Genomic DNA, 23,129 nt, shown 5'->3' on the forward strand with positions numbered 1-23,129 from the left:
GCGGGTGCGATGCGACGCATTGCTTTTATCAACCCTGGCCTAACCGGCGTGCCCACCACCGTCGGATGAGGAGTCGAACGAATGTGATGACGAGGGATGGTGGCCACCATGGGAAGACGAATTCGTCTGACCCACGTCGTGCACGTGTAAGTCGGAAGTCGTCAAAAAATCAGGTAGCGCAGAGGAAGAAGTTTGCGATGATCCAAGCCGTCTCCGCTTGCCGCTAAACAGGCGCTTCAGGAACTCAAACATCAGCCGTCCTTTTCTCTCGACTCATTTCAATCTGTTCGATTCAAGAATACCCAACTAGGATATTAACCTTACGCTTCCCGGTGCGCATCCACAGCCGGTGTCGATTGTCACCAAACTAGAGGCATGCGTCGAATGTCGCGTACTGGCCGAAGCTCGCCGCAACACTACATCTTTCGCTCCTGGTCGAGCGCTGATTGGTTAGGTATTTGGTAGATCACGGACGTGTATTTCGGTGTCTCGCGCCGCTCCACGATGACACCGCCAAGAGATTCGGCGATGCGGCGGCTCGAATAGTTTTGTTCGGCTACCGGGTAAGTGAAGCTCTCGACGCCAAGCGCCAAGCTTGCCCACCTCGCAACAAGACCTACAGCTTCACGACCAAAGCGTTGCTTGTGAAAGTCTTCCCGAATCCAAATGCCCAATTCCGCGCTCGCGTTCCGAACACGATGGAGTCCGGCCAATCCAAGGAAATTCCCATCATCCCGTTGACGGATTGCAAACACAAAGTCCGTCCCCTCGGCTATTGTCGGCAACCAACTCAGCCAGATGCGATCGAAGTCGTCTCTGTTGGCGGGTGGCTCCCACGACATGAAACGAGTTAGTGAAGGCGTAATGCAGCGAAAGCTGGCATCAGCATCGTCAGCCGAGAACGGCCGAATCGAAAGCCGCTCTGATTCAATGTGGATTTCTTCCGAACGTAGCGGCATTTTTTCCCCTGTGTGCCTGCCGGTCTCGTCGGATTGTCGACGATCTACGTCTCTCTGTCGAATGTCCCTTACTGGCCGCGCCATGCCCATTTTGATAGCGGGCCGCACAGTCAAAGGCTGAATTCAAGAACGTTTCTGTTGGCAGCAGCCGAAGCAAGAAGGCTTCGTAGCATGACCAGTTGGGAGATAAGATCCGTCCGCTGAACCTCGACAGTATGGGCGTCTCCAGTAGGGGACCAACCGTAAACGAAGCGCACCTTTTCTTCGCCCTGCGATTCAAGCGATCCAACCCAAATCTCTAACTCTGACGCAATTCGTACGAGAACCGCAGGCTCAGCCTCATCCTCTTCGAATTGGTCGAACATCGTTCCGAGCGAGTAGTTGATTCGATTCCAGAATCCCGACGCGAAGAGTCACTCCGAGACCGCACCGTCTAGCATGAAGACTGGCTCTGCAGAGCCACCCGCAATAAAGAAGCGCGACGCCTGTAATCTGCGCATGACGTGAAAGGTAATCTCAAAGCCAGGGAAGCACATTGTCGACGATCTGGGCTCCGCCGTCGACTGAGCGAAACTGGCCGAACCCGGAAGCTCATCATCGGCCCACGGCTGATCTCTCCGACTCAACCTCGAACTTCCCTTGGACCCGTTGCCGACCGTGGACCGATCACGGTGAACGACGGCTTCACAGCCGATCGCGGCCATTCAATTTGAGAGTACTGAATTTATTGTTGATGAACCAACGCACTACCCATTGCGGCTGTATCGCTTCGATCGCGACCTAAACTGGGCTAGCTCTTTCTCAGTGAGCAGGTATTCGCTGCAATCAAGCAGGCGAGCAAAGGCGAGGTCCAGGAACGCTCGTACTCGCTTGGGCTGAGCAGCCCGGCTTCCGTAGTACACGTGCAAACCGATATGCGCGCTCATATGCTGCAGGAGAACTGGCTCCAGTCGGCCAGCCCGGATGTGGGTCACCGCCGAGAAGCTCGCGAGCTGACCGATGACTTGCCCCGCGAGCACGGCTTGCAATTCCAGCTCCGAATCGTTCGTCGCGAACGCAGGAGACATCTGCCGATGTTCCAGCTTGCCATCCACAGTCAAGTACCACGGCGCCACCTTGCGTGTGCCCGGATGCCGGAACACGCTGCAGCGATGCGCCGCCAGATCCTCGGGCGTCGATGGCGCGCCGTACGCTTTCAGATAGCTTGGCGCGGCGCACACGATCATCTGTATCGCGAAGAGTTGCCGACCGATCACACCCTCGCTGGGCGACGCTCCGATCCTGAAGCCGACATCGACGCGATCCAGCACCCAGTTGCCGATACCGTCATCGAGCTGGACGTCCGGCTGGATATCGGGGTGCTTCCGACAGAACTCGTCGAGCAGCGGCATGAGGATGGCGGCGAACGACGATTTCGGCCCAACGATCCGCAGCGGCCCCGCAATCTCATCCTTGGACTCCCGCGCCAGGACCAGAGCCCTGTCCAGCGCAGCCAGGGCGGGCTGTGTGTTCTCCAGGAACCGTTGGCCCTCCTCGGTTAGGGCGAGGCTGCGCGTCGTCCGATGCAACAGGCGGACTCCAAGATGCTGTTCCAACTGCGCAATGGCCTGACTGGCAGCCTGGGGCGTGACACCCTGGGCCAGCGCGGCCTTCCGGATGCTACCGAGTTCCACGGCTTTGGCGAACGTCGCGATGGCCTTGAAATCATTCGTGGGCATGATCGATTCTTCTGCTGAAGTGCGTCGGGACGCGTCGCACGGTCCATCCAGTATCAATCTGAGCTTGATACTGGTGCAAGGAGTAATCCACTAGTCGCTTGAAACTGCGACACCTAAAGTAACGGACATGGTCCGGCCACGGGTCGAACCAGGGCCGTGGATGATGTCTTCGCACGAGCGTATGGCTTTCCGATATGGGGAGAGACCGCGCCACCAGTGGTTCGTTTCGTGATGGAGGCGGATCAGGAGCGCAAAACGATGAATCTCGCCAACGAGTGGCTCGACGAGACCGGCTTGACCAGGGAGCCCGGCGCGTCCTGAGCAGACCTCATGCCGCCGTCACTTTCAACAGCAAGGAACGAACATGCAAGACGTAACACTCAACAACGGAATCAAGATGCCGATCCTCGGCTACGGTGTCTTCCAGATCGCCGACGAGACAGAATGCGAACGCTGCGTCGTGGACGCGGTGCAGGCAGGCTATCGTCTGATCGACACTGCTGCGTCCTACAAGAACGAGGAGGCGACCGGGCGTGGCCTCAAGCGTTGCGGCGTCCCCCGCGACCAGCTTTTCGTCACCAGCAAGCTGTGGGTTGAGGACGCTGGCTATGAACGTGCTCGAGTGGCCATCGACAAGTCGCTGAAGCGACTTGATCTGGATTACCTGGACCTGTTCCTGATCCATCAGCCGTTCTCCGACGTTCACGGCGCGTGGCGAGCGATGGAGGAGGCACATCGCGCCGGCAAGCTGCGTGCGATCGGACTGAGCAACTTTCAGCCGGACCGCCTCATGGACATCACGGCTTTCAACGAGGTCACACCAGCCGTCAATCAAATCGAGGTCAACCCCTTTCACCAGCAGGCCGAGAGCGTGGAGTTCATGCGCGAGCATGGCGTGCAGCCGGAGGCGTGGGCGCCCTTCGCCGAAGGACGGAACAACCTGTTCCAGAACGATCGGCTGATAGCGATCGCCGGGCGCCACGGCAAGACCGTGGGGCAAGTCGTGCTGCGATGGCTGGTTCAGCGCGGCGTCGTTGCTCTCGCGAAATCCGTGCGGAAAGAGCGGATGCTTGAAAACCTGGCCGTCTTCGACTTCGAGTTGTCCGAAGAGGACATGACGGCCGTTGCGACGTTGGAGACAGGCACGAGCAGCTTCTTTTCGCATCGCGACCCGGCGATTGTAAAGTGGATGAGCGAACGAAAACTTGGCCTCTGACGCGCAATCGGAGTGGCCGTCTGACACGAAATAGTTTGTGTAAGGGCTAAATTCCGCGCGATTTCTTCCGATGACCATGTATATCGCGGTCATCAGCGCCGCGATTACCAGTGCCAAAAGCACTCTAACCGGGTGGGGGAAATCATGGATATAAGTCAGATGGCTGCACAGTGGAGTGACCTGCAGCTGCAAGCGACGGACGCAGAGCTATTTCAGCGCGATGCGGAAAAAGCCGGAATGCTTCGCGCCGAAGCAGTTGGCATTGAAAAGCAACTCAAGGCTGCCGGTTACGATTTGCGCTCGCTTGTGGTGCTATGAGTATTGCGTGAGCGCGCGCAAGCATCTTTTGGCTCGCCAGAACCGCTGTTCGCGGGGAGCCCGACCAACACGGTCCACCTGACCCGACGCTACGATCCTGCACGCGTAGTCTGCACCAGAGGCGCGTTCTCCAGGATCGCCGCCGCCGCGTCCTTGGCCAGCAAAAACGCCGATGTTTCGCCCGAGGCGTGCGAGAGCGCCAACGCGCCCTGAAGAAGCAGGTTGAGTTGCTTGGCGAGACGCTGAGGTTTGGCAAAGCCCGCCCGCTTGCACAGTTCGAGGAACTTCACTTCGCCACGTGAACTTGCCGCTATGCCAAGTTCGACGATGCCCTCGTGCTTCCTGGCATATTCCTGTGCCGCCTTCGTACCCAGACAGCCACGCGTGAGCATCCGGCCGGTAATCTTGCGTACGTCGAAGAACTGGATGATCTGCTCGCGCGGGTCGCTGATGTGCGCGACCGGATCGAAGAGTTCTTGCACGACGCCCTCGCCATAGAGCCGCAATACGGCCGCGATCAGATCCTCTTTCGACGGGAAATACTTGTAAAGCGTGCGCTTGGATATGCCGCTGCCGGCCAGGGCCGCTTCCATTCCCGTTGCATGGAAGCCGGCATCGTAGAAGCGGTCGAACGCATATTTCACGATCTCGAGCTTCTTGCCTTCGATTTCCGTTTCCTGCTCCATCTCCCCACCCTCGTAAATTCCATCTCCTGTTTATAGCAAATTCCGTTGACAAAGTAAACGACGTCGTTTACAAATATCGGAAGGTAAACGAATTCGTTTACATCTGCGACGCAGGCGTTCGTCTCGACGCGCGCCCGGCGAGACGTCGTCAATCTTCGGCTCGCGCCGAATGATTTTCCGTATCCCGGCAATGGGTAATCAAACACTCAGGAGAAGATCATGACTCTTTCGAACAAGGTCGTGCTAGTAAGCGGCGCCAATCGCGGCATTGGCGCGGCCATCGTAAAGGAATTGCTGAAGGTCGATGTGGCGAAAATCTATGCCACGGCGCGTGATCCGAAAGCGCTACCGTCGTTCGGGGACTCGCGGGTCGTTCCGCTGCAGTTGGATATCACGAGCGACGCATCCGTCAACGAGGCTGCCGCTGCAATGCAGGATGTGGACGTGCTCGTCAACAACGCGGGCACGTTGGCCTTCGGCAATTATCTCGGCGACAACTGGGAAGCCTTCGAAGACGACATGCGGACGAATTACTTCGGCACCCTTCGCGTGCTCCGGGCATTCACCCCGCAGTTCGTGGCCCGCAAGTCCGGCACCATCGCGAATATATGCAGCGTTGTGGGACTGTCGGCCGTTCCCTTGATGGCCGGCTACTCGGCTTCCAAGGCAGCGCTCCATTCTCTCACCCAGTCTCTGCGCGGGACGCTGGAAAAAGACAACGTCACGGTTATCGGCATCTATCCCGGACCGATCGAGACGGTTCTGGCGAAGGAGGTGCCTTATCCGGACAAGGCGACGCCGGAATATGCCGCCGTCAATATCGTGAAAGGCATCGCCGAAGGGCACCCCTACATCTTCCCCGATCCGCTGGCGCAGCAAGTCGAGCAACTGTGGTCGAGCGACAACCGGAAGTTGGAATACGTCTCGCTGCACCTCGGCGCCTGAATGCCCCGGTGATCGGTTGGCCGGATCGATAACAGCATTCGCCGGCTGGATCGGCGGATGTTGATGCGCCCCAGACGTGGTCACGGGGATTTTTTGCCGCGACAACGGATGGTTCTGTTTTAACCCTCGCAGGACAAGCCCTTTATGATTACGCGCCGTTCCTTTGCAACAAGTCTTCTCGCTGGTGCTGCAGCCATGGTCGTAACCACCGCTACGTCGGCCAAAGCCCAGCCCGCCAACCCGGATGGAAAATCGTCGCTTGCTGGCAAGCCGGATTTTGCGACCCACTACCGCACGGTGGATATCGACGGAGTTTCGATCTTTTACCGTGAAGCAGGTGCGCCCGGTGCACCGGTCGTGCTACTGCTACCGGGCTGGCCGTCGTCATCCGCGATGTTTCGCGATCTCATCCGTGAGTTGTCGGCGAACTTCCATGTTTTTGCTCCGGACTATCCCGGCTTCGGCAACAGCGATATTCCCGATCGCTCGCACGCGCCCTATACCTTCGACGCGCTCGGCGAGGCGATCGGCAAGTTCGTCGACAAGGTTGGCATCGATCAATACGTTTTGTACGCGACGGATTTCGGGGGCCTCGTCGGATATCGCGTGATGTTGAAAACGCCTCACCGGATGAGAGCGCTGGTCGCGCAAAACAATCCGCTGTTCCTGGGAGCGAGCCCATGGTTCGGGCCGCTTGTGCCGTATTGGAAGGACGGTACGGACGAGAGCCGCGAGAAGGTCAGGCAATACTATCTAACCCTCGACGTGATCCGCGATCTGTATCTTACGGGTGTTCAGGATACGTCCCTGGTCGATCCGGAGCAGTGGCAAATCGACTATTCCTCGTTGCAGCGCCCCGGCGCTGCGGATATTTCGCTCGATCTGCTCTACGACATCCGCACCAATGGTCCCGCACTCAAGAGTGCCCAGGACTACCTGCGCGCGCAAAAGCCGCCGACGCTGGTCGTTAGCGGGAAAAACGACATCCTGTTTCCGGCCGAGAGTCAGTTGCGGTATCGCGAAGTCGTGCCCGCCGCCGAGATCCATTTGACAGACAGCGGTCATTGCGCGCTGGCCGACAAGAGTGAGGAGATCGCCAGGCGGATGCACGACTTCCTCGGTCGAGTGCTCTAGCCAGATCAGGCACGTCACGCCTCCCATAGCATCGCAGCACAAGCCTCAAGCGGTTTCTAAAAACAGCATCGAAAGCCCGAGATATTTGTAACACACGGTGGGCGCGGTAAGGTACCAGCGCCGCAAAGGCCGGGCACCGGAAGTTCGGTGCCCGCGCGCTATTGGCGCTGAACGTACTTTCACTCACCGAAATACACTTTTCATGGACTTTTTATGCTTATCAAAAATGTAGCTGTCAGCCTGCCATCCAGAGTCGTGACGAATGATGAAGTTGTCGATATGATTCGTTTCCATTCAACGGAATACGAAGGCGATATCGATAGGGCTACACGTACCATCAAGACTTTGCTCGATAGAAGTGGACTGGTCCATCGGCGCTGGTGCGCAAGCCACGAAAGCCCGATCGATCATGTTGCAATGGCCACGCGCAAGGTACTATCGGAAACGTATTTGAATCCGGAGCATATCGAGCTGTTTATTTTTGTCGGCATCGGGCGAGGATTTCTGGAACCTGGCAACAGTCACATGATGGCCAGTACGCTCGGGTTCGTAAATGCCGAATGTTTCGATGTGGTTGACGCATGTATGAGCTGGACAAGAGCAATGGCAATTATCGACAGCCTCTTCAAGTCCGGTCAGTACAGAAACGCCATGATTGTGAATGCCGAGTTCAACATGCTGGCGGGTGGTCCACTCTATCCGGGGAATTTTGCGTTGAAAAATAAGGACCAGATCGAATATACGTTGCCGTCGTTCACGATCGGTGAGGCTGCGACTGCCACATTGCTCGTCGCGAAGGAGCCGGATAATTTCAGCTTTTCCTTTCGCGCGAAACCGGGAATTTCGGACCTTTGCACGATCCCAATCCCGGGCTACGAAGAGTTTTGTCATCCGACAGAACGCATCGGCAAAAATGGCGAAATGCGTTTTACATCGTTCGGTCACGAGTTGCACAAGAACTCCGATGAACTGACGACGGTTTTGGCTAAACTACCCACTCCGAAGAAAGACATCGACATCGTGTTCACGCACGCATCGTCCAAGGCGGCGTGGCATGCTTACGGGGAAAAGGCCGGAATCGACGACAAGATGTACCACATCTATCCCGATACCGGGAACCTCGTGTCGGCCTCGATCCCGGCAGCCATTTCTCTCGCCAAGGAGAGCGGTCAACTGAAGCGGGGCGACCGGGTGTTATGCTGGGTCGGCAGCGCAGGGATGTCATTCAACGCTAGTAGCTTTAGATTCTGAGACTGGGCCAGTCAAACACAAAGAACGACATGAAAGCCATTTCAGGAAGCATTCGCTATCTCAAACGGAGGATTTGTGACTCCGCGAGCGTGTCTGATTACAATATCCTTGCGGTTGGCGTAATTGGCACGATCGGGCATCCTGCCTATTGGCTATGGTGGACCTACGTCGATCCTCAACCATTTGAAAGTCTGCCGATGCGGATTTTCGGCATGGTCGCCTGTGCTTTATTGCTTTTACGGCGCCTCTGGCCCGTTTCAGTGGCACGCTTTCTGTCATGGTACTACTTCGTAACGGTGGCTTACACGCTGCCGTTTTTTTTCACGTATTACCTGATCGCCAATCATTATTCGACACTTTGGTCAATGGCCGAGCTGGGGATGATATTTTTCCTGATCGTTCTGTTTCCTTCATTCGCGGCGTTGTCACTAAATCTTATTGTGGGAATTGGTCTGGCGGTGCTATGCGCGCGGGTTTTGATTCCGCAATCGCTTTATCTGGACACGCATCTTTTTATATACACGTATTTCCCGATTTTTACGTTTGGCATTGGTGCAGGCCTGACGTTCAGCTACAGCAACATGAAGGGGATCGCCGCGCAGGCGAAAGCCGGAGCACTTCAGGCGCTTGCGGGTACGATTGCCCACGAAATGCGCAATCCGCTCAGCCAACTGAGGCACGTCCTGGATCGTGTTGAAGACGCACTGCCTGCCACCGCCGAATCCACAACGTCATCGGGCTTGTCTCCTGAGAGTGTGGCCTCGCTTTATCGCCATCTCGCTCACGGTCAACTAACCATCGAACGTGGCATGCGCATCATCGCGATGACATTGGACGAAGTCAGTGCAAAGCCTATAAGCTCGGACAGCCTTGTCTATCTGCGCGCGGGAGTCATCACCCGAAAAGCGCTCGACGAATACGGCTTCGATGATGACACCGAGCGCAGCAAGGTAAAACTCGTGGTGTCGGAGGATTTCACCTTCAAGATCGACGAAACCGTCTATCTCTTCACGCTGTTCAATCTGATCAAGAATGCCCTCCACCACATAGCCGCACGTCCAGCCGCGACCCTCACGGTCACGGTAGACAAGCATGCGGTGGTTGTACATGACACGGGTTCCGGCATCTCGCGAGACATCCTTCCGCATCTTTTTGAACCCTTCCGGACAGCCGGGAATTCCGCAGGCACGGGCTTGGGGCTCGCCTACTGCCAGCGGGCGATGCGTGCATTCGGCGGCACAATCAGCTGCCGTTCGGAAGTGGGTAGTTTTACAGAATTCACGCTGCAATTCCCTGTGGTTTCCGACCGTGACGTTAGCGAACACGAGCGCGGAATTTTTGAGCGTGCCAAGCCCATTCTGGAAGGCAAGCGTGTCCTCGTCGTAGACGACGACCCGACTCAACGGGCAAGGGTCCGGCGCGCGTTGTCAAAAGTCAGTGCACAGATGACCGAAGCGGAAAACGGGCAACTGGCCCTAGCCATTTTTCGGGAGGGAGCGTGGCCCTTTGACCTCATATTGATGGATATCAATATGCCGGTTCTGGATGGCTACACAACCACGGAGAAAATTCGCGCTGACGGCGAACACCCGAATGGGGCCGGTGTTTTGATCGTCGGCTATACGGCGGAGCCTGGCAATGTTGCTCGCGTCCTCGCCCGCAGAGCCGGCATGGACGACATCATCAGCAAATCCAGCAGCATGACGGAACTGATCGGTGCGCTCCAGTCGCTCATGGAAAACGGTAACCGGCACCGTCCGACCCACGCATTCGACGAGTTCTCCGGCAAAACGATTCTGGTGGCAGACGACGATACCTATAGCAGGCTCGTGGCCAAGGGCTACCTGGAGCGTTGCGGCGCCAATGTCGTCGAAGCCGAACATGGACACGCGGTGCTGTCCCGGTTGCAGGAGCATAACGCCATTGATGCCATCGTGATCGACATGCACATGCCGGGAATGGGTGGCCTGGAGGCCACGAAATCGATTCGTTCTCGCACCGACTCGTACGCGAACGTTCCTATCATTGCATTGACTAGCCAATCCGACATCAAAGCCGCGCAGGCATGCCTGATTGCGGGCATGAACGAGGTCATGGTCAAGCCCGTCCAGGTCGGTGCGCTATACGCTGCTCTCTCGCGGCAGTTTGCCCGGCAACGTGCTCTGCGCGCATCACTGGCGGCAGATGCGGTCCCGGAGCCAAAAGCACCGGTCTACAGTTTTGCACCGATCGAGGAAATCCCGCTGCTCGACGAAAAACATCTTGAAGAACTGGTGACGCTCGATCTGCTGAACAAGACGTTGCGCAGCGGCATTGACCAGATGCGCTCGACGGTGACGCGACTTGCTGCCAGCGTTGCTGACGGCGACGTTGGGTCCGCACATGATGCCCTGCATCTGCTTCTCGGTGTTAGTGGCAACATCGGCGCAACGGCGTTGCATCAGTTCACGCGACCGATCTATGAACGACTGTTGGACGCCGAGGTTTTCGCCGAGGGCGATTGGCTTGCGCGAATCTGCTCGTTGAGTGACCGCTCAGCCGAGGCGCTCGAGACGTATTTTGACGCGGTAAAAGCGCGTCGGAGCTATCCGAGGTTGCCGCGTAGCAGGTAGCTCGCCACTCAGGTCGCGAGGTGCGGCACCTTCCGGTGGTTTGTGCCATTTTCATACGCATAGGCATATCCAAGCAACGCCGCCTCATCCCACTGGCGGCCGACGAAGATCAGTCCAAATGGCGATCCCGACTCGTAATAGCCCGCCGGCACTGCGATGCCGGGCAGCCCCGCGATATTGATCTCGCCCACCGTCGTTTCCTGGATCGTGCTCTTGCCGTGAAGCGGAGGAAGCTCGCATCGCATTTGCGGAAAGACCAGTGCATCGAGACGATGCTCCGCCATGACCGTTTCGAAGATGCGCAGATAGCGCGCCTTCAGCGCGACGAACTCAGGCATCTCGGGCGGCAACGAGGGATCGGCCAGCGCCGCCTTGAAATCTGCGAGGTTATGCAAATAGTGCAGCACGCCATCCGGTCCAAAAGCGTCTTCGTCTTTGGTTGCTTCGGCGAATGCCGCGAAGGTCTTCAACGGTGCATGCTTGCCGAGCCGCTCCAGATATTTCTCGATATCGTAAGGAATCGACTCGAGACCCCGTGCGTCGAAGTTCGAAAGCGGCGGGGTCGGCTGCCGCAATTCGGCGAACCCCGAACCTTCGAACGGATCGTCGATCAGGGTCGCGCCGAGCGCGGCCAGTTCGCCCTTGACTCGCTCGTACAGCGCCGCGGCTTCATCGGAAAGCGGTTGGGCGCGCCATCCCGGACCGTATAAACCGATGCGCTTGCCCGCTAGCGCATTCCGGTCCAGTCCCGCGGCATAGCCGCCTTCGGGCTGCCGTCCGACGCTGGTGAGCGTCTTCGGGTCTTCGCTCGAATATCCCGCGAGAATGTCGAGGCACAGCGCGGCATCTCTCACGTTTCGGGCGATAGGCCCCACCACATCCCGATTCGCCGAAAGTGGCACCACACCGGCGTTCGGCACCAGCCCGATGGTCGGCTTGATGCCGACGAGGTCCTGTGCCGATGCGGGGTTCTGGATCGACCCACCGGTTTCTTCGGCGAGTCCCAGAACCGCCATGGCGGACGCCACCGCCGAGGCCGTTCCCGCACTGCTGCCTCCAGGTGCCCGTTCGGGCATCACCACATTGATTGTCGGTCCCGCCCAACTGTCGTTCGCATGCGTGCCGGTATGGCTCAACACGGGAACGTTCGTCTTGCCGAGCAAAACGGCCCCCGCGCTCCGCATGCGTGCGACAACCGGCGAATCACGCTCGGGCAACAGATCGATACCGCCTTTCTTGCTGTACAGCTTTGCCCATCCCGCCGTGGTCGGGAATCCGACCATGTCCATCGGGTCCTTGATGACGACCGGCACGCCGGCGAGTGGACCCAGCCGCTCGCCAGCGGCACGTCGCTCGTCGATTCTTCGGGCATCTTCTATGGCGGCCGGATTCAGGAAGATCAGCGCGTTGTATTTCGCGTTGTATCGCTCGATCCTGTCGAAGCAGGCCCGGGCCAGCTGCTCGGCGCTGAAACTTCCGGCCGCAAACGCAGCCTGCACGGCTTCGACCGTCAGATTTTCCAGATCGATGTTCATCGCTTTACCTTGTTCCATTCAATGCTCCTGTTGAGTCGACGCGTTCCTCAGAGCTGTACGCCACGCGTCAGCGCACCATCGACGACGATGTTCGAGCCGCTGACGAAACTCGCCGCCGGACTCGCGATGAATGCCACTGCATTGGCTATTTCCTGCGGCCTGCCCATGCGTCCGGTTGGATTCAATGCCAGAGCGGTTTCGAACAGCGTTGGATTGTTATGCTCGATCCAGTCCCACACGCCGCCCTCGAAATACACATTGCCGGGCGATACGGTATTTGCGCGAATGCCCTTTGATGCCAGCTGATTCGCGAGTCCCTGCATGTAGTGAACAAGCGCAGCCTTGAACACGCCGTACGGCCCCGCGGCAAAATCGATCTCACGTCCGGAGACGCTCGATATGGCGACGATCGACGCGGCCTTGCTCACCTCAAGAAACGGCATGGCGGCATCCACGAGGTTGACGGTGCCGAGCAGATCCGTCTCGAACTCCTTGCGCCAGGATTCGATGTCGTTACCGATTGCGAGCGCGCTTACATTGGCCACGACGATATCGAGTCCGCCCCACTCGGAACCTACGCGCCCGACCCACGCCTTCAGCGCCGCGCCATCCGATACATCGACAGCCGTACCCGACGCGCGTGCGCCGCTCAGTTCCTGCAATGCGCTAGCGGTCGACTTGACGCTGGCCTCGTCGCGCGCACAGATGGCGACTTCCGCGCCTTCTGCGGCCAATGTGCGCGCGATCGCGAGGCCAATGCCCTTGGTGCCGCCGGTCACAATTGCCTTCAGGCCCTTCAGTTGCAGGTCCATGCTGGTCGCTCCTTTGCCTATCGATGAATAACGTTTTGACGGCGCATTCAATCCTTCTCGCGCCCTGGCTCCGATGCCACGCCACGAGCGATCTGCAGCACCTCGCCCGCCTGAATGACGGAGTGACAGATATCGTCGACGGTCACGCGCTTCTCCATCGCCTGCGCGCGTAGCATGTCGTACGCCTCGCGTTCGCTCACGTGGTGCATGGACATCAGAATTTCTTTCGCTTCCTGCAGATGCCGGCTGTCGAGCAGCTTCTGTTCGAGCCGGGCGATGCGCTGGGCGTGCTGACGCACGCGCTTCGCGTGATACAGCGCCATTACCACAGTGGAGAGCAGCCCCGATGCGCGAATTGGCGTCGTCACGATTCCGTCCGAACCCATCTTGATGGCCTGATCGATGAAGGTCGGATTCTCATAGCTCACCACACAGATGACAGGCGGTGCATCGGGCCCCGACCACTCGTTCTTCGGCGCGCGCTCTTCCGGCAGCAACGCGCGAAACACGAGGTCGGTCTGCTCGGGTAGCGTGTCCGTCGGCGGCCAGCATCGCTCCACCTGAAAGCCCATGCGTCGCAGATGGTTCATGAGCGTCTGGCCGTCGCCGTCATCCGGATGGAAAACGACCACGCGTGCAATGCGCTCGAGGATCGAACTCGTGAGGCTGCGCTGCCCTCTGTCGGCTCGCGTGTTCACGTCAGTAGTCCCGCGTGCTTAACTTCGTGACCCAGTCTCCGAGCGTCTGACGCGTCATATACGGATCGGGACCGACCGCGAACTTCGATTCGCGCAGAATGGTGAACTGGCCGTCCGCATTGGCGCGGCCAATGCGCGGATAAAGCGCCATGTGATGATTGACCGGATCGATGCGTACCCGGCCTTGCGGCGCAGTAAATTCCGAGCCGAGCAGATGCGGCATGATGGTGCCGATCTCGTCGGAGCCTGCGCGCACGCATGCCTCCGCAAACATATGCATTTGATAGTACGCGGCCTCCCAGTTCATGTCGGTGGGCGTGTCCGCGCCGAAGCGCGACTGATGGCGCCGCACCGCGCGATGATTCTCCGCTGTGTCGATGCTCTGGAAATAGGGCGCCGCCGTGTAATGCCCCGCCGCGATGCCGCGCTCCATCGCATGAATTTCGGTCTCGGAGGTATTGAGGCTGCCGATAGGCATACGTGACGGATCGAGATCCGCGTGTGCGTAAGCGTCGTAGAGATAGGGCACGGTCGCACCGATGACCGTGCTGAAGATCCAGTCTGGCGACTTGCGCCTGATGTCCGCGACGACCTGCGCGAACTGATCGCGCGTGGCGTCGAGCGGAAGGTAACGCTCACCGAGAATCGCACCTTCAGGATGCTGAAGCAGGAGCTCCTGCATCGTGCGATTGCATTCATAGGGATAGACGTAGCGCGAACCGATGAAGTAGACGCGCGCGCCATAGGCTTCCGTCATGAAATCGGCAAGCTGCACGCCGTTCTGATTCGGCGAAGCGCCGCTATAAATGATGTTGTCCGAGTATTCGAAGCCTTCGTACTGCTGAGAATAGATCAGCAGCCGGTTATGTTTCTCCACAACGGGCAGCATGGCCTTGCGGCTCGTCGAGGTGTATCCGCCAAAGATGACGTTGACACCGTCCTGCAGGATCAGCCGCTCGGCAAGTTCACGAAATGCAGTCGGGTCAGAGGCGGGATCATAGTGCAGGGCGACGAGTTCGCGGCCGCCGACGCCGCCGTTCGCGTTGATCTCCTCGATGGCGAGGGACGCACCGCGCCACTGTGACTGCTCAAGCAACGCGGTCGAGCCGCTCGTAGAGCAAAGAAGGCCCACTCGGATGACATCGGACAAAGCCATTTCGTGATGCACTCTCGAAAGCGCGCAGGGCGGGTGCCCCGCGCTTTGATCTGCCTTGATTCTTGCTGCTTGACGCTTTATTTCAGGTAGTGCTTCGCGACCATCGCGCCAACGGTGTATTTTGGATCGACAAAATTACCAAGACGAACCTTGCCGACCTGACTGAGCATCATGTACGCGTCCCATTTGTCGAAGCCATATTCCGCAGCCATCCACAGCACCAGCTCGCGATAGGCGATGCGCGTCGCGTCCTCCAGCGGCCGCGCGCTGCCAATGCTCATCAGCGCATCCTCGTTCTCGAGGCGTGGCCAGGCGATCTGCCAGTTCTTGATGAGATCGACGCGCACCGTCGTCGTGCTCTGATACTCGACGGCTGTGCCGCAGACTTCGCCGTCACCCTGGCAGGCGTGCGCATCGCCGATGAAGAGCCGCCCGCCAGGCGAGCGCACCGGCAGATACGTGATGCTGCCCGGCCCCATATCGGGCACGTCCATGTTGCCGCCGTGATTGTCGGGCGTGAGCGAATTGATGGAATCGATCTCGGGCGAAAGACTCAACGTGCCGATATGCGGCTTGTACGGAAGCGTGTTGCGTTTGCTCCAGTACACATTCTCTTCGTCGATCTTGATCTTGCGCACGATTTCCGGCAACGGCTCGTTGAGCAGGGCAGTGTAGTCGGTGCCGGTCAGGCCACCGAAGTTCGGGATCATGCAGCAGAAGCCGTGCGGATCGTCACCGCGCGGCGCCATCTTTTCGATGTACACAGCGACTACGTCACCTTTCTCCGCACCCTCGATCATGATCGGGCCGTTCTGCGGATTAAGAAATGGCACCTGTAAAACTTGCGATGGCTTGTCGGTTTCCTCCTTGATCTTGCCTTCGAATGCGTCGCGGGTTTCGACCACGATGCGGTCGCCCGGCTTGACGTGCAGCACCGGCTGCGAATACGGCCCGATGGTGTAGTGATACGTCTTCTGCAGCTCCTCAGTAAGATGATGCTCCACCGGTTCACGATCAGCGCCCACTCCGCGCTTCATCATGATCGATTCTTCAAGCCATTTCATGTGCTGTTCTCCGTTACAGTGCCAGATACTGGCGAATCAGGTGTTCGTCCCCAAGCTGCGCGGGGGTTAATGTCTCGACGATACGGCCCTTGTCCATCACGCAGCAGCGCGTCGCGATGCGTTCGACCATGCCCATGTCCTGCTCGACCAGCACAACACCGATGCCCGTTTCGCGCGCGATCTGCTGTAGCGTCTCGCCGATCAGATTAACGATGGAAGGCTGAATGCCTTCCGATGGCTCGTCGAGCAGCAGCACCTTCGGCGAGCCGATGAGCGCGCGCGCGATTGCCAGTTGCTGCTGTTCGCCGCCGCTCATGGTTCCCGCTTTCTGCTCGTAGCGCTGCTTCAGAACCGGAAAGTAGCCGACGACTTTCTCTCTCATTCGCGCCGCCTGTGCGCGATTCGCCTGTGCGCCGACCTGAAGGTTTTCGGCGACGGTCAACGCGCCGAAAATCTCGCGTCCTTGCGGCACGTAGCCCATGCCTTGCTGCGCGCGAAGGTAGGGTTTCCGGTGGCCGATCGCATCGCCGTCAAGCGTGATTTCACCCGCATCGAGCGTGATGAGGCCAATCAACGCGCGCATCAACGTGGTCTTGCCAACGCCGTTGCGCCCGATCAACGCGAGCACCTCGCCTCTGCCGACGCTGAACGACACACTGTTGAGCACGCGTCCGCCGCCGTAACCTGCCTCTACGCCTGATACCTCGAGCAACGCGCTCATTTCCTCTTCCCCAGATAGACTTCGGCGACATCGTCGCGCGCGAGGATCTCGTCGAGCGGGCCGTCCGCGAGCACACGGCCGCCGTGCAGCACCGTGACGCGTGAAGCGATCTGCTTGACGAAAGTCATGTCGTGTTCGACGACCATCATCGTGAGACCGGCTGCCGACAGACGTTTAATGAGTTCTCCGGTCGCGTGCGTCTCCTCGACCGACATGCCTGCTACGGGTTCATCGAGAAACAGCAACTTCGGGCGCAGCGACACGGCCATGGCAATTTCGAGCCACTGCTTCTTGCCATGCGACAGATTGCGCGCGAGGACATGTTCCTCGCTCTCCAGCATGAAGCGCTGCAAGAGCTCGTCGAGGCTTTTGGGCCGGTCGTCCTTCGCGCGATGCAGCGACAATTGCAGATGCTGGCGTACGCTCAGGTCCGGGAACACGCCCGGAATCTGGAACTTGATGCTCATGCCCATGCGGATGCGCTCGTGCGGCAGCACATGACTCATGTCCTCGCCGAGAAACATCACGCTGCCCTCCGACGGCCGATGCTCCCCAGTGATCAGCTTGAAGAAGGTACTCTTGCCCGCGCCGTTCGGCCCGATCACACAGCGAATCTCGCCCGCATCGATCCTGAAGTCGATTCCGTTGATGACATGTGCGCCACCGAAATGCTTTCTGAGTCCGCGCGTTTCCAGTAGCGTGGTCATGACTTGCCTTCCTCCTGCTTGAGGCGTGCGCTCCGATGGCGCGCACCGTCATGCGCGCGGCCGGAGACACGCCGCAGATGCCGCGTGACGAACGGCAGCAGTCCTTCGGGCGCGCCCAGCACGACGATCAGCAGAATCGCGCCGAGCAGAATCAACGCGTACTGGCTGCCGTATACAGCGAGGTTTTGCGAAAGCCAGACGAGCAGCGCCGTGCCGAGAATGGCTGCGCCTATGCTTTTCCTGCCCGACGTTGCAACCCAGATGACGGGCATCGCGGCGGCAGTGAGACCCATCGTCGACGGTGTGATGTAGGAGCCCCAGATCGTGTAGAGCGCGCCCGACAATCCACCCAGCGTGCAGCCGAGCACGAACACGAGCCATTGATGACGGCGGATATCGACGCCCAGCATCTCCGCACGCTGTGGATTCTCGCGAATGGCGATGAGGGTTAGACCGAACGTGCCGTTGAGCAGCTTGCGCATCGCGGCATAAACCACGATCAGCAGGATCACCACGAGGTAATAGAAGCTCGCGTTTTCCAGCGTGAGCGGGCCGCCCGGCCATGGAATGGTCAGTTGCGGCATGCCGCCCATGCCGTTGTAGCCGTTCAGCCGCGCTTCGCCGATCGCCCATTGCGGGCCTGCAGTCTGCGACATGAAGGTTTCGAGCACGAGCGTTACCGACAGCGTGACGATGCCGATGAAAACACCCTTGATGCGGCCGTAGAAAATCATGTAGCCGATCAGCGCCGCGACGACGACGCTCACCACCAGCCCTGCGCCCAGACCCAGCCATGATTCGAGCCACGTATCGCCGTAGTTCAATGTGAAGATGCCGTAGCTATAGCCCGACAGTCCGAAGAAGGCGGTTTGCCCGAATGACAGGATGCCCCCATAGCCCCACATCGCGGCGAGCCCGACCGCGCTGAACGCCCAAAGCAGGCAGTAGGCGAGATTGCCGCTTGTGTTCGCATCGACCACGAGCGGCAGGCAGAGCGCCACGAGCCACGGCACGTAAGGCAGCGCGCGCGTCGTGATGCTCGTCGAAGGCAGCTTCGTTTGCTTCACTTCTGCCTCCTAGCGCAAGCGGGTGAAGAGATTGCCGAGACCTTGCGGCATCAGCCGGATCACGACGATGACCGTGACCAGCAGCCCGATCTGTCCGAACAGTTGACCGTAGGAGGCAGTGAGCGCGGTCTGGATGACGGCGAGCACAGCGGCGGCCGGCGTCGTTCCTGCGATCACGTTGGCGCCACCGACGACCACCGATACGAAGGCCTGCACGATGAAGTTGCTGCCCATTGTCGGTACCGCTGTCATGGTCGGGGCATAGAGCGCACCGGTGAGGCCCGCGAGGCCCGCGCCGAGCGCGAAGGTCAATGTATAAAGCCGGTCGGTGCGCAGGCCGAGACATTGCGCCATCTTGGCGTTCAGGATCGTCGCGCGTGCACAAACGCCGTAATTGGTCTTGAAGAACAGCAGATAGAGGCCGAACAGTATCGCCAGCGCGATGCCGGGCAGCACGGCGCGATACGTCGAAAAGGAGTACTCGCCAAGCGAGAACGACCCGAACGGCGTGCTGATGCCTTCAAGCGAGGGACCGGCGACCAGCAGCATGGTCTGCTGAACGATGAGGCTGATGGCCCACGTGGCCACGACGGAATCGAACAGACGGTCATACAGATGACGGATGACAAGCCGCTCGATCACGACGCCAGCCAGCGCCGCCGCGATCGCGCCAAGCAGCATCGCGAGAGGCAGGGGCACGCCGCGCTTGGCCGCAATGATCGTGACGTACGCGCCGCACATGATGAACTCGCCATGCGCGAGATTGATGACGCCCATCATGCCGAAGATCACCGCGAGGCCGAGCGCCGCGAGCACCAGATAGGCAAAGCTGTCGCCGAACTGATAGATGAGCGAATAGAGAACCGATAAGGTGGCCATGCGTGCTCCACGTTCAGGAGCTGGCGCGCGGCGGCAATGCGTCTGCCGCCGCGTGCCAGCTTAAATCAGGACTTCTTGGGGAGATTCGACGGCGTGTACTGACGATGATCAGGTTTGTTCGGCAGATCGCAGCCGACCTTGCCGAGCCAGTACGGCTGCACGTCGGGCCACACCTTTGGAATCTCGACGGAGTGATCCTCCTTCACGTGGACCAGAAAGATGGTGTGGCTCGCGTGATGGCTCTTCGGGTCGATGCAGACCTTGCCTTGCTCACCGTCAGTGCAGATGGTTCCGCTTTCGAGCGCCTTGCGCACGGCGTCCTGGTTTGTTGAACCGGCTTTTTCGACGGCGGCCTTGTACAGATAGATGGCATCGTAGGCGTTCGCTGCTTCCTGATTGATGTACGGCTCATTCGGGAACTTCGCATGGAAGCGCTTCTTGAAGTCGTTGCTTGCGGGCGTATCGACTTCCTCGACGTAGTTCGCCGTCACGTACATGTCCTTGAGTGCAGGCGGTTTGAAGCGCTTGTGCTCATACGCCTGACCGACGTTCACCGAACTCGCCATTGGCAGATTCAGATGCGCCGAAGCCTGCTGCTCGTAATACGACGACTGGTTCGCGCCAACCAGCAGCGTGACCACGAAATCGGGCTTCGCCTTCTGGATGTTCTGGATCGTCTGGCCGAACTGCGATACGGACAACGGAATGAATTCCTCGCCGACCATCGTCCCGCCGTTTTCCTTGACGATGTTGCGCACCCACTCGGCGGAGATCTGCCCGAAGTTGTAGTCGGCGGCGATGGTGTACACCTTCTTGCCGTACTTCTGCATCATCCAGGGAATGAGCGTCGAGAATTGCTGCTCGGGCACCGCACCGGTCACAAAGGTGTTGGTGTCGCACACGCCGCCCTCGTACTGGTTGTCGTACCAGTAAAGCTGATGCGCGCGGTCCATGATCGGGCGGATCGCTTCGCGCGAGGCGCTGGAAAATGCGCCGAAGATGACGTCCGGCTTGTCGGTCTGGACCAGACGCCGCGCAAGTTCCTGAAACTTGGTGTTGTCCGACTGGGTGTCGTAGGCGATCAGTTGCACGGGGCGGCCGAGAATGCCGCCCTTGGCATTGATCTCTTCGACCGCAAGCTGCGTGGCGTGGATCTTCGGAATGGTCGCCAGTGCGAAATTACCCGAGGCGTCTTCCAGCAAACCGATTTTCACCGGATCGGCGGCGCTCGATGCGAGCGAAGTCAGTGCAAGTCCTGCGATAAGGGCGAGACGCATCCAGCCCGACGGCTTCAGCAACATGCGGATTCTCCAGAGGTGAACGCTAGACAGGGAAAAATGCGGACAAAAAAAAGCCCTCTGACGAACTGATGTTCGTCAGAGGGCTTCTGTGCCGGGTCCCCGGGCGGACGTCATTGTCAGGCCACGGGGTGAGAGGAAAGTCTAAAGCGCCGTATTTTCAGTTGTCAACATGGCCAAAAATCGATGCGGACGCTACGCGGTGAATTACGGGTTCCATGTAGCGACGAGCGTCCCCTCCTTGCCGACGCCGGTCCAACGAGGCCAACTGTGGTCGGCCCGCCTCGGCCGCCGGTTGTTGCCACGCCATCGCCACAATGTTATAAAGCGATGTCGGAAAAGGCAGACTTGGTTTGGTAAGCCCAAGTCCTTTCGGTAACGAAAGCTCTGGTCTTTGGCCTCGCGCAAGAGATCCCCACGACGAACATTCGACGCTGCACAGGCGTCCAAACGTTCGTCCGTGTGGTTCTCAATCGAGGAACGCTCCGGTCGGACATCGACACAGGAGTAGTTCATGCGCAGACATCACTCAGATATCTATGACGTTGTAATTGCCGGCGCTGGCCCCGTCGGCCTGTTTCTCGCTTGCGAGTTGCGCCTGTTTGACCTCTCGGTCCTGGTGCTAGAGCAAGCTGAGGACACACACTCCCCATTGAAGCAGCTTCCATTCGGAATGCGCGGCCTTTCGGCGCCTACGCTCGAAGCGCTGTATCGTCGTGGGTTGCTGGATGAGGTAGTCGCGGCGCAGCGTGAGAGCGAGGCCGCGGGCAAGAGTGCAAAGGCTGCACACTGGATGGGACAGCCGCGTCGGCCAGCCGGCCACTTCGCGGGCATCCAGTTCTATCACGACGACATCGACACATCGAAGTGGCCATATCGCCTGCCAAGCCCGGCCGGCACCAGTATGGCGGTCGAACTGGAGACGCTCGAAACTGCCCTGGCCCGCCGAGCCAGTGCGATGGGGGCTGAGATTCGGCGTGGCTTTAGCGCCGACGCGATAACGGCGTCCGACGAAGAAGTAAAGGTTCACGCGGGCGGCGAAACTTTCGCTGGACGCTGGCTTGTCGGTTGCGATGGCGGTCGCAGTGCTATGCGCAAGGCGGGCGCCTTTGAGTTCGTTGGCACCGATCCCGAGTTCACTGGCTATTCCGTTGAAGTCGAGATGGCCGACGAGCAAGCACTCCGCCCTGGCCGGCACTATACGTCGAATGGTATGTACACCTATGCACGACCTGGCACGATCGCGATGGTGGAATTCGACGGTGGCGCTTTTCACCGGATCCAACCGATCACGCTGGAGCATGTGCAGGCGGTGTTGCGCCGCGTGTCCGGCACGGATATCACCCTGACGAAGCTTCAGATCGCTACCACCTGGACGGATCGCGCTTTCCAGGCGACAACGTATCGCAAAGGACGCGTACTGCTCGCGGGTGATGCCGCACACATCCACTCCCCCTTGGGCGGTCAAGGGCTCAATCTCGGTCTGGGCGACGCGATGAACCTGGGCTGGAAGCTGGCAGCCACGATCCGTGGCGACGCGCCGGCCGATCTACTCGACAGCTATCAGCGGGAACGGCATCCGGTGGGAGCGGACGTTCTTGACTGGTCGCGCGCGCAGGTTGCGCTTATGCGCCCCACCCAAAGCACGCGTGCGCTTTCAGCCGTCATCCGTGACCTCATCGAGACCCGCGATGGCGCGACATACTTTGCTGAGCGCGTGTGGGGCGTTTCGCTTCGCTACGATCTTGGCGACGGTCATCCGCTGGTAGGCCGCAGTGCTCCTGATTTCGAGCTCGTCGACGGGACTAAGGTCGGTAGTCTTCTGCGCGAAGGAAGAGGGTTGTTCCTGGAGTTCGACCCAGGCGCATCGCTTCAGGCGCTCGCGAGCCGTTGGCGAGAGCGGGTCACCTACGTCGCGAGCGACGTCAAGGAACGGCTGGGATTGCGCGCGGTATTGCTGCGCCCTGACGGGTTTGTTGCGTGGGCAAGTGAGGCCGCGGTTCGCGATGAGGAACCTGCCGAAGCTTTGGCGCGATGGTTCGGCAAACCTGAAGGTGTGCCTGGCCCCGCCTAGGGCCAGTTATATCAGACGGAGGCCAATGCCGCGACTGCGAAAACGAAAGCGTTGAAGCAAAAACACAAACGGCAAATCTTTTGGCAGCCTCAATTGGGCAACCCAATTATGCGCAATGGATACGCAATTAACTCAAACCGAATAAATTTTAGAATACCTCGCGCGGTCGAGGATCAACGCCGCGTCTGTCACGCCGTGCAATAGGAGGGGTGTTCGGCGAGTGCCCCGTCTTTGAAGCCTCGACCCGGATGAAAGAAAGCCGGGCGCAGGTCTAAAGTT

At 59.2% G+C, this 23,129-nt stretch carries 21 protein-coding genes; 8 read left to right on the top strand and 13 right to left on the bottom strand.

The annotated features are described in order from the left end of the window. Positions 1–416 precede the first annotated feature (416 nt). Positions 417–959: a GNAT family N-acetyltransferase gene (locus P3T20_RS31415; protein WP_429288851.1), complete on the bottom strand. Its 543-nt coding sequence runs from the start codon at positions 957–959 to the stop codon at positions 417–419. Positions 960–1,705: 746 nt separating this feature from the next. Continuing rightward, positions 1,706–2,677, bottom strand: a complete 972-nt coding sequence (locus P3T20_RS31420) for a LysR family transcriptional regulator (RefSeq protein ID WP_074267297.1) — start codon at positions 2,675–2,677, stop codon at positions 1,706–1,708. A 156-nt stretch (positions 2,678–2,833) separates the two neighbouring features. Between P3T20_RS31420 and P3T20_RS31425 the strand changes: the two genes are divergently transcribed. The 3 genes from P3T20_RS31425 to P3T20_RS31435 all read left to right on the top strand — a co-directional run bounded on the left by P3T20_RS31425 (position 2,834) and on the right by P3T20_RS31435 (position 4,211). Further along, on the top strand, positions 2,834–2,998 hold the full coding sequence (locus P3T20_RS31425; RefSeq protein ID WP_167379409.1) for a hypothetical protein: 165 nt from the start codon (positions 2,834–2,836) through the stop codon (positions 2,996–2,998). A gap of 43 nt (positions 2,999–3,041) precedes the next feature. Next, positions 3,042–3,893: an aldo/keto reductase gene (locus tag P3T20_RS31430; protein WP_074267298.1), complete on the top strand. Its 852-nt coding sequence runs from the start codon at positions 3,042–3,044 to the stop codon at positions 3,891–3,893. A gap of 159 nt (positions 3,894–4,052) precedes the next feature. Then, positions 4,053–4,211: a hypothetical protein gene (locus P3T20_RS31435; RefSeq protein WP_167379435.1), complete on the top strand. Its 159-nt coding sequence runs from the start codon at positions 4,053–4,055 to the stop codon at positions 4,209–4,211. 89 nt (positions 4,212–4,300) lie between these two features. Here the strand turns inward: P3T20_RS31435 and P3T20_RS31440 are convergent, their stop codons facing one another. Beyond that, complete coding sequence (locus P3T20_RS31440) at positions 4,301–4,897, bottom strand: TetR/AcrR family transcriptional regulator (protein WP_074267299.1); 597 nt, start codon at positions 4,895–4,897, stop codon at positions 4,301–4,303. Between the two features lie 219 nt (positions 4,898–5,116). Between P3T20_RS31440 and P3T20_RS31445 the strand changes: the two genes are divergently transcribed. The 4 genes from P3T20_RS31445 (at position 5,117) to P3T20_RS31460 (ending at position 10,839) form a co-directional block, all read left to right on the top strand. After that, positions 5,117–5,842: an SDR family NAD(P)-dependent oxidoreductase gene (locus P3T20_RS31445; RefSeq protein WP_074267300.1), complete on the top strand. Its 726-nt coding sequence runs from the start codon at positions 5,117–5,119 to the stop codon at positions 5,840–5,842. Positions 5,843–6,037: 195 nt separating this feature from the next. Next, the gene (locus P3T20_RS31450; RefSeq protein ID WP_167379436.1) at positions 6,038–6,976 is read left to right on the top strand and encodes an alpha/beta fold hydrolase; all 939 of its coding nucleotides are present in this window, start codon (positions 6,038–6,040) and stop codon (positions 6,974–6,976) included. A gap of 213 nt (positions 6,977–7,189) precedes the next feature. Next, positions 7,190–8,227, top strand: coding sequence for a 3-oxoacyl-ACP synthase III family protein (locus tag P3T20_RS31455; RefSeq protein ID WP_074267302.1), 1,038 nt, complete (start codon positions 7,190–7,192; stop codon positions 8,225–8,227). A 29-nt stretch (positions 8,228–8,256) separates the two neighbouring features. Then, positions 8,257–10,839 carry an ATP-binding response regulator gene (locus tag P3T20_RS31460; protein WP_074267303.1) on the top strand — a complete coding sequence of 861 codons (2,583 nt, stop codon included), beginning with the start codon at positions 8,257–8,259 and terminating at the stop codon, positions 10,837–10,839. Between the two features lie 8 nt (positions 10,840–10,847). Here P3T20_RS31460 and P3T20_RS31465 read toward each other — a convergent pair whose 3' ends face one another. The 10 genes from P3T20_RS31465 to P3T20_RS31510 form a co-directional block, all read right to left on the bottom strand. Continuing rightward, on the bottom strand, positions 10,848–12,392 hold the full coding sequence (locus P3T20_RS31465; protein ID WP_074267304.1) for an amidase: 1,545 nt from the start codon (positions 12,390–12,392) through the stop codon (positions 10,848–10,850). Positions 12,393–12,421: 29 nt separating this feature from the next. Then, positions 12,422–13,186: an SDR family NAD(P)-dependent oxidoreductase gene (locus P3T20_RS31470; protein WP_074267305.1), complete on the bottom strand. Its 765-nt coding sequence runs from the start codon at positions 13,184–13,186 to the stop codon at positions 12,422–12,424. Positions 13,187–13,233: 47 nt separating this feature from the next. Continuing rightward, positions 13,234–13,884, bottom strand: coding sequence for an ANTAR domain-containing response regulator (locus P3T20_RS31475; RefSeq protein WP_074267306.1), 651 nt, complete (start codon positions 13,882–13,884; stop codon positions 13,234–13,236). Position 13,885: 1 nt separating this feature from the next. Continuing rightward, on the bottom strand, positions 13,886–15,040 hold the full coding sequence (locus P3T20_RS31480) for a transporter substrate-binding domain-containing protein (RefSeq protein WP_074267307.1): 1,155 nt from the start codon (positions 15,038–15,040) through the stop codon (positions 13,886–13,888). Between the two features lie 77 nt (positions 15,041–15,117). Beyond that, positions 15,118–16,104 (bottom strand): acetamidase/formamidase family protein, encoded by a 987-nt coding sequence (locus tag P3T20_RS31485; RefSeq protein WP_074267308.1) that lies wholly within the window; start codon positions 16,102–16,104, stop codon positions 15,118–15,120. Positions 16,105–16,117: 13 nt separating this feature from the next. Beyond that, the gene (locus P3T20_RS31490; RefSeq protein WP_429288852.1) at positions 16,118–16,825 is read right to left on the bottom strand and encodes an ABC transporter ATP-binding protein; all 708 of its coding nucleotides are present in this window, start codon (positions 16,823–16,825) and stop codon (positions 16,118–16,120) included. After that, on the bottom strand, positions 16,822–17,532 hold the full coding sequence (locus P3T20_RS31495; protein WP_429288853.1) for an ATP-binding cassette domain-containing protein: 711 nt from the start codon (positions 17,530–17,532) through the stop codon (positions 16,822–16,824). Before P3T20_RS31495 ends, P3T20_RS31490 begins: the two co-directional genes overlap by 4 nt. Then, positions 17,529–18,599, bottom strand: a complete 1,071-nt coding sequence (locus P3T20_RS31500) for an ABC transporter permease subunit (protein WP_429288854.1) — start codon at positions 18,597–18,599, stop codon at positions 17,529–17,531. Before P3T20_RS31500 ends, P3T20_RS31495 begins: the two co-directional genes overlap by 4 nt. Positions 18,600–18,608: 9 nt before the next feature. Next, positions 18,609–19,478, bottom strand: a complete 870-nt coding sequence (locus P3T20_RS31505) for an ABC transporter permease subunit (protein WP_074267312.1) — start codon at positions 19,476–19,478, stop codon at positions 18,609–18,611. A gap of 65 nt (positions 19,479–19,543) precedes the next feature. Beyond that, the gene (locus P3T20_RS31510) at positions 19,544–20,779 is read right to left on the bottom strand and encodes an urea ABC transporter substrate-binding protein (protein WP_429288855.1); all 1,236 of its coding nucleotides are present in this window, start codon (positions 20,777–20,779) and stop codon (positions 19,544–19,546) included. A 511-nt stretch (positions 20,780–21,290) separates the two neighbouring features. Between P3T20_RS31510 and P3T20_RS31515 the strand changes: the two genes are divergently transcribed. After that, complete coding sequence (locus P3T20_RS31515) at positions 21,291–22,850, top strand: FAD-dependent monooxygenase (protein WP_429288856.1); 1,560 nt, start codon at positions 21,291–21,293, stop codon at positions 22,848–22,850. The last annotated feature ends 279 nt before the right edge of the window (positions 22,851–23,129 follow it).

The organism is Paraburkholderia sp. GAS206C (assembly GCF_050435645.1).
Lineage (GTDB): Bacteria > Pseudomonadota > Gammaproteobacteria > Burkholderiales > Burkholderiaceae > Paraburkholderia > Paraburkholderia phenazinium_B.

What these genes read in the sequence shown, in the direction of transcription:
- P3T20_RS31415 (WP_429288851.1), bottom strand. Translation starts at nt 959, where the DNA reads ATGCCGCTACGTTCGGAAGAAATCCACATTGAATCAGAGCGGCTTTCG.
- P3T20_RS31420 (WP_074267297.1), bottom strand. Translation starts at nt 2,677, where the DNA reads ATGCCCACGAATGATTTCAAGGCCATCGCGACGTTCGCCAAAGCCGTG.
- P3T20_RS31430 (WP_074267298.1), top strand. Translation starts at nt 3,042, where the DNA reads ATGCAAGACGTAACACTCAACAACGGAATCAAGATGCCGATCCTCGGC.
- P3T20_RS31435 (WP_167379435.1), top strand. Translation starts at nt 4,053, where the DNA reads ATGGCTGCACAGTGGAGTGACCTGCAGCTGCAAGCGACGGACGCAGAG.
- P3T20_RS31440 (WP_074267299.1), bottom strand. Translation starts at nt 4,897, where the DNA reads ATGGAGCAGGAAACGGAAATCGAAGGCAAGAAGCTCGAGATCGTGAAA.
- P3T20_RS31445 (WP_074267300.1), top strand. Translation starts at nt 5,117, where the DNA reads ATGACTCTTTCGAACAAGGTCGTGCTAGTAAGCGGCGCCAATCGCGGC.
- P3T20_RS31450 (WP_167379436.1), top strand. Translation starts at nt 6,038, where the DNA reads ATGGTCGTAACCACCGCTACGTCGGCCAAAGCCCAGCCCGCCAACCCG.
- P3T20_RS31455 (WP_074267302.1), top strand. Translation starts at nt 7,190, where the DNA reads ATGCTTATCAAAAATGTAGCTGTCAGCCTGCCATCCAGAGTCGTGACG.
- P3T20_RS31460 (WP_074267303.1), top strand. Translation starts at nt 8,257, where the DNA reads ATGAAAGCCATTTCAGGAAGCATTCGCTATCTCAAACGGAGGATTTGT.
- P3T20_RS31465 (WP_074267304.1), bottom strand. Translation starts at nt 12,392, where the DNA reads ATGGAACAAGGTAAAGCGATGAACATCGATCTGGAAAATCTGACGGTC.
- P3T20_RS31470 (WP_074267305.1), bottom strand. Translation starts at nt 13,186, where the DNA reads ATGGACCTGCAACTGAAGGGCCTGAAGGCAATTGTGACCGGCGGCACC.
- P3T20_RS31480 (WP_074267307.1), bottom strand. Translation starts at nt 15,040, where the DNA reads ATGGCTTTGTCCGATGTCATCCGAGTGGGCCTTCTTTGCTCTACGAGC.
- P3T20_RS31485 (WP_074267308.1), bottom strand. Translation starts at nt 16,104, where the DNA reads ATGAAATGGCTTGAAGAATCGATCATGATGAAGCGCGGAGTGGGCGCT.
- P3T20_RS31490 (WP_429288852.1), bottom strand. Translation starts at nt 16,825, where the DNA reads ATGAGCGCGTTGCTCGAGGTATCAGGCGTAGAGGCAGGTTACGGCGGC.
- P3T20_RS31495 (WP_429288853.1), bottom strand. Translation starts at nt 17,532, where the DNA reads ATGACCACGCTACTGGAAACGCGCGGACTCAGAAAGCATTTCGGTGGC.
- P3T20_RS31505 (WP_074267312.1), bottom strand. Translation starts at nt 19,478, where the DNA reads ATGGCCACCTTATCGGTTCTCTATTCGCTCATCTATCAGTTCGGCGAC.
- P3T20_RS31510 (WP_429288855.1), bottom strand. Translation starts at nt 20,779, where the DNA reads ATGTTGCTGAAGCCGTCGGGCTGGATGCGTCTCGCCCTTATCGCAGGA.
- P3T20_RS31515 (WP_429288856.1), top strand. Translation starts at nt 21,291, where the DNA reads ATGCGCAGACATCACTCAGATATCTATGACGTTGTAATTGCCGGCGCT.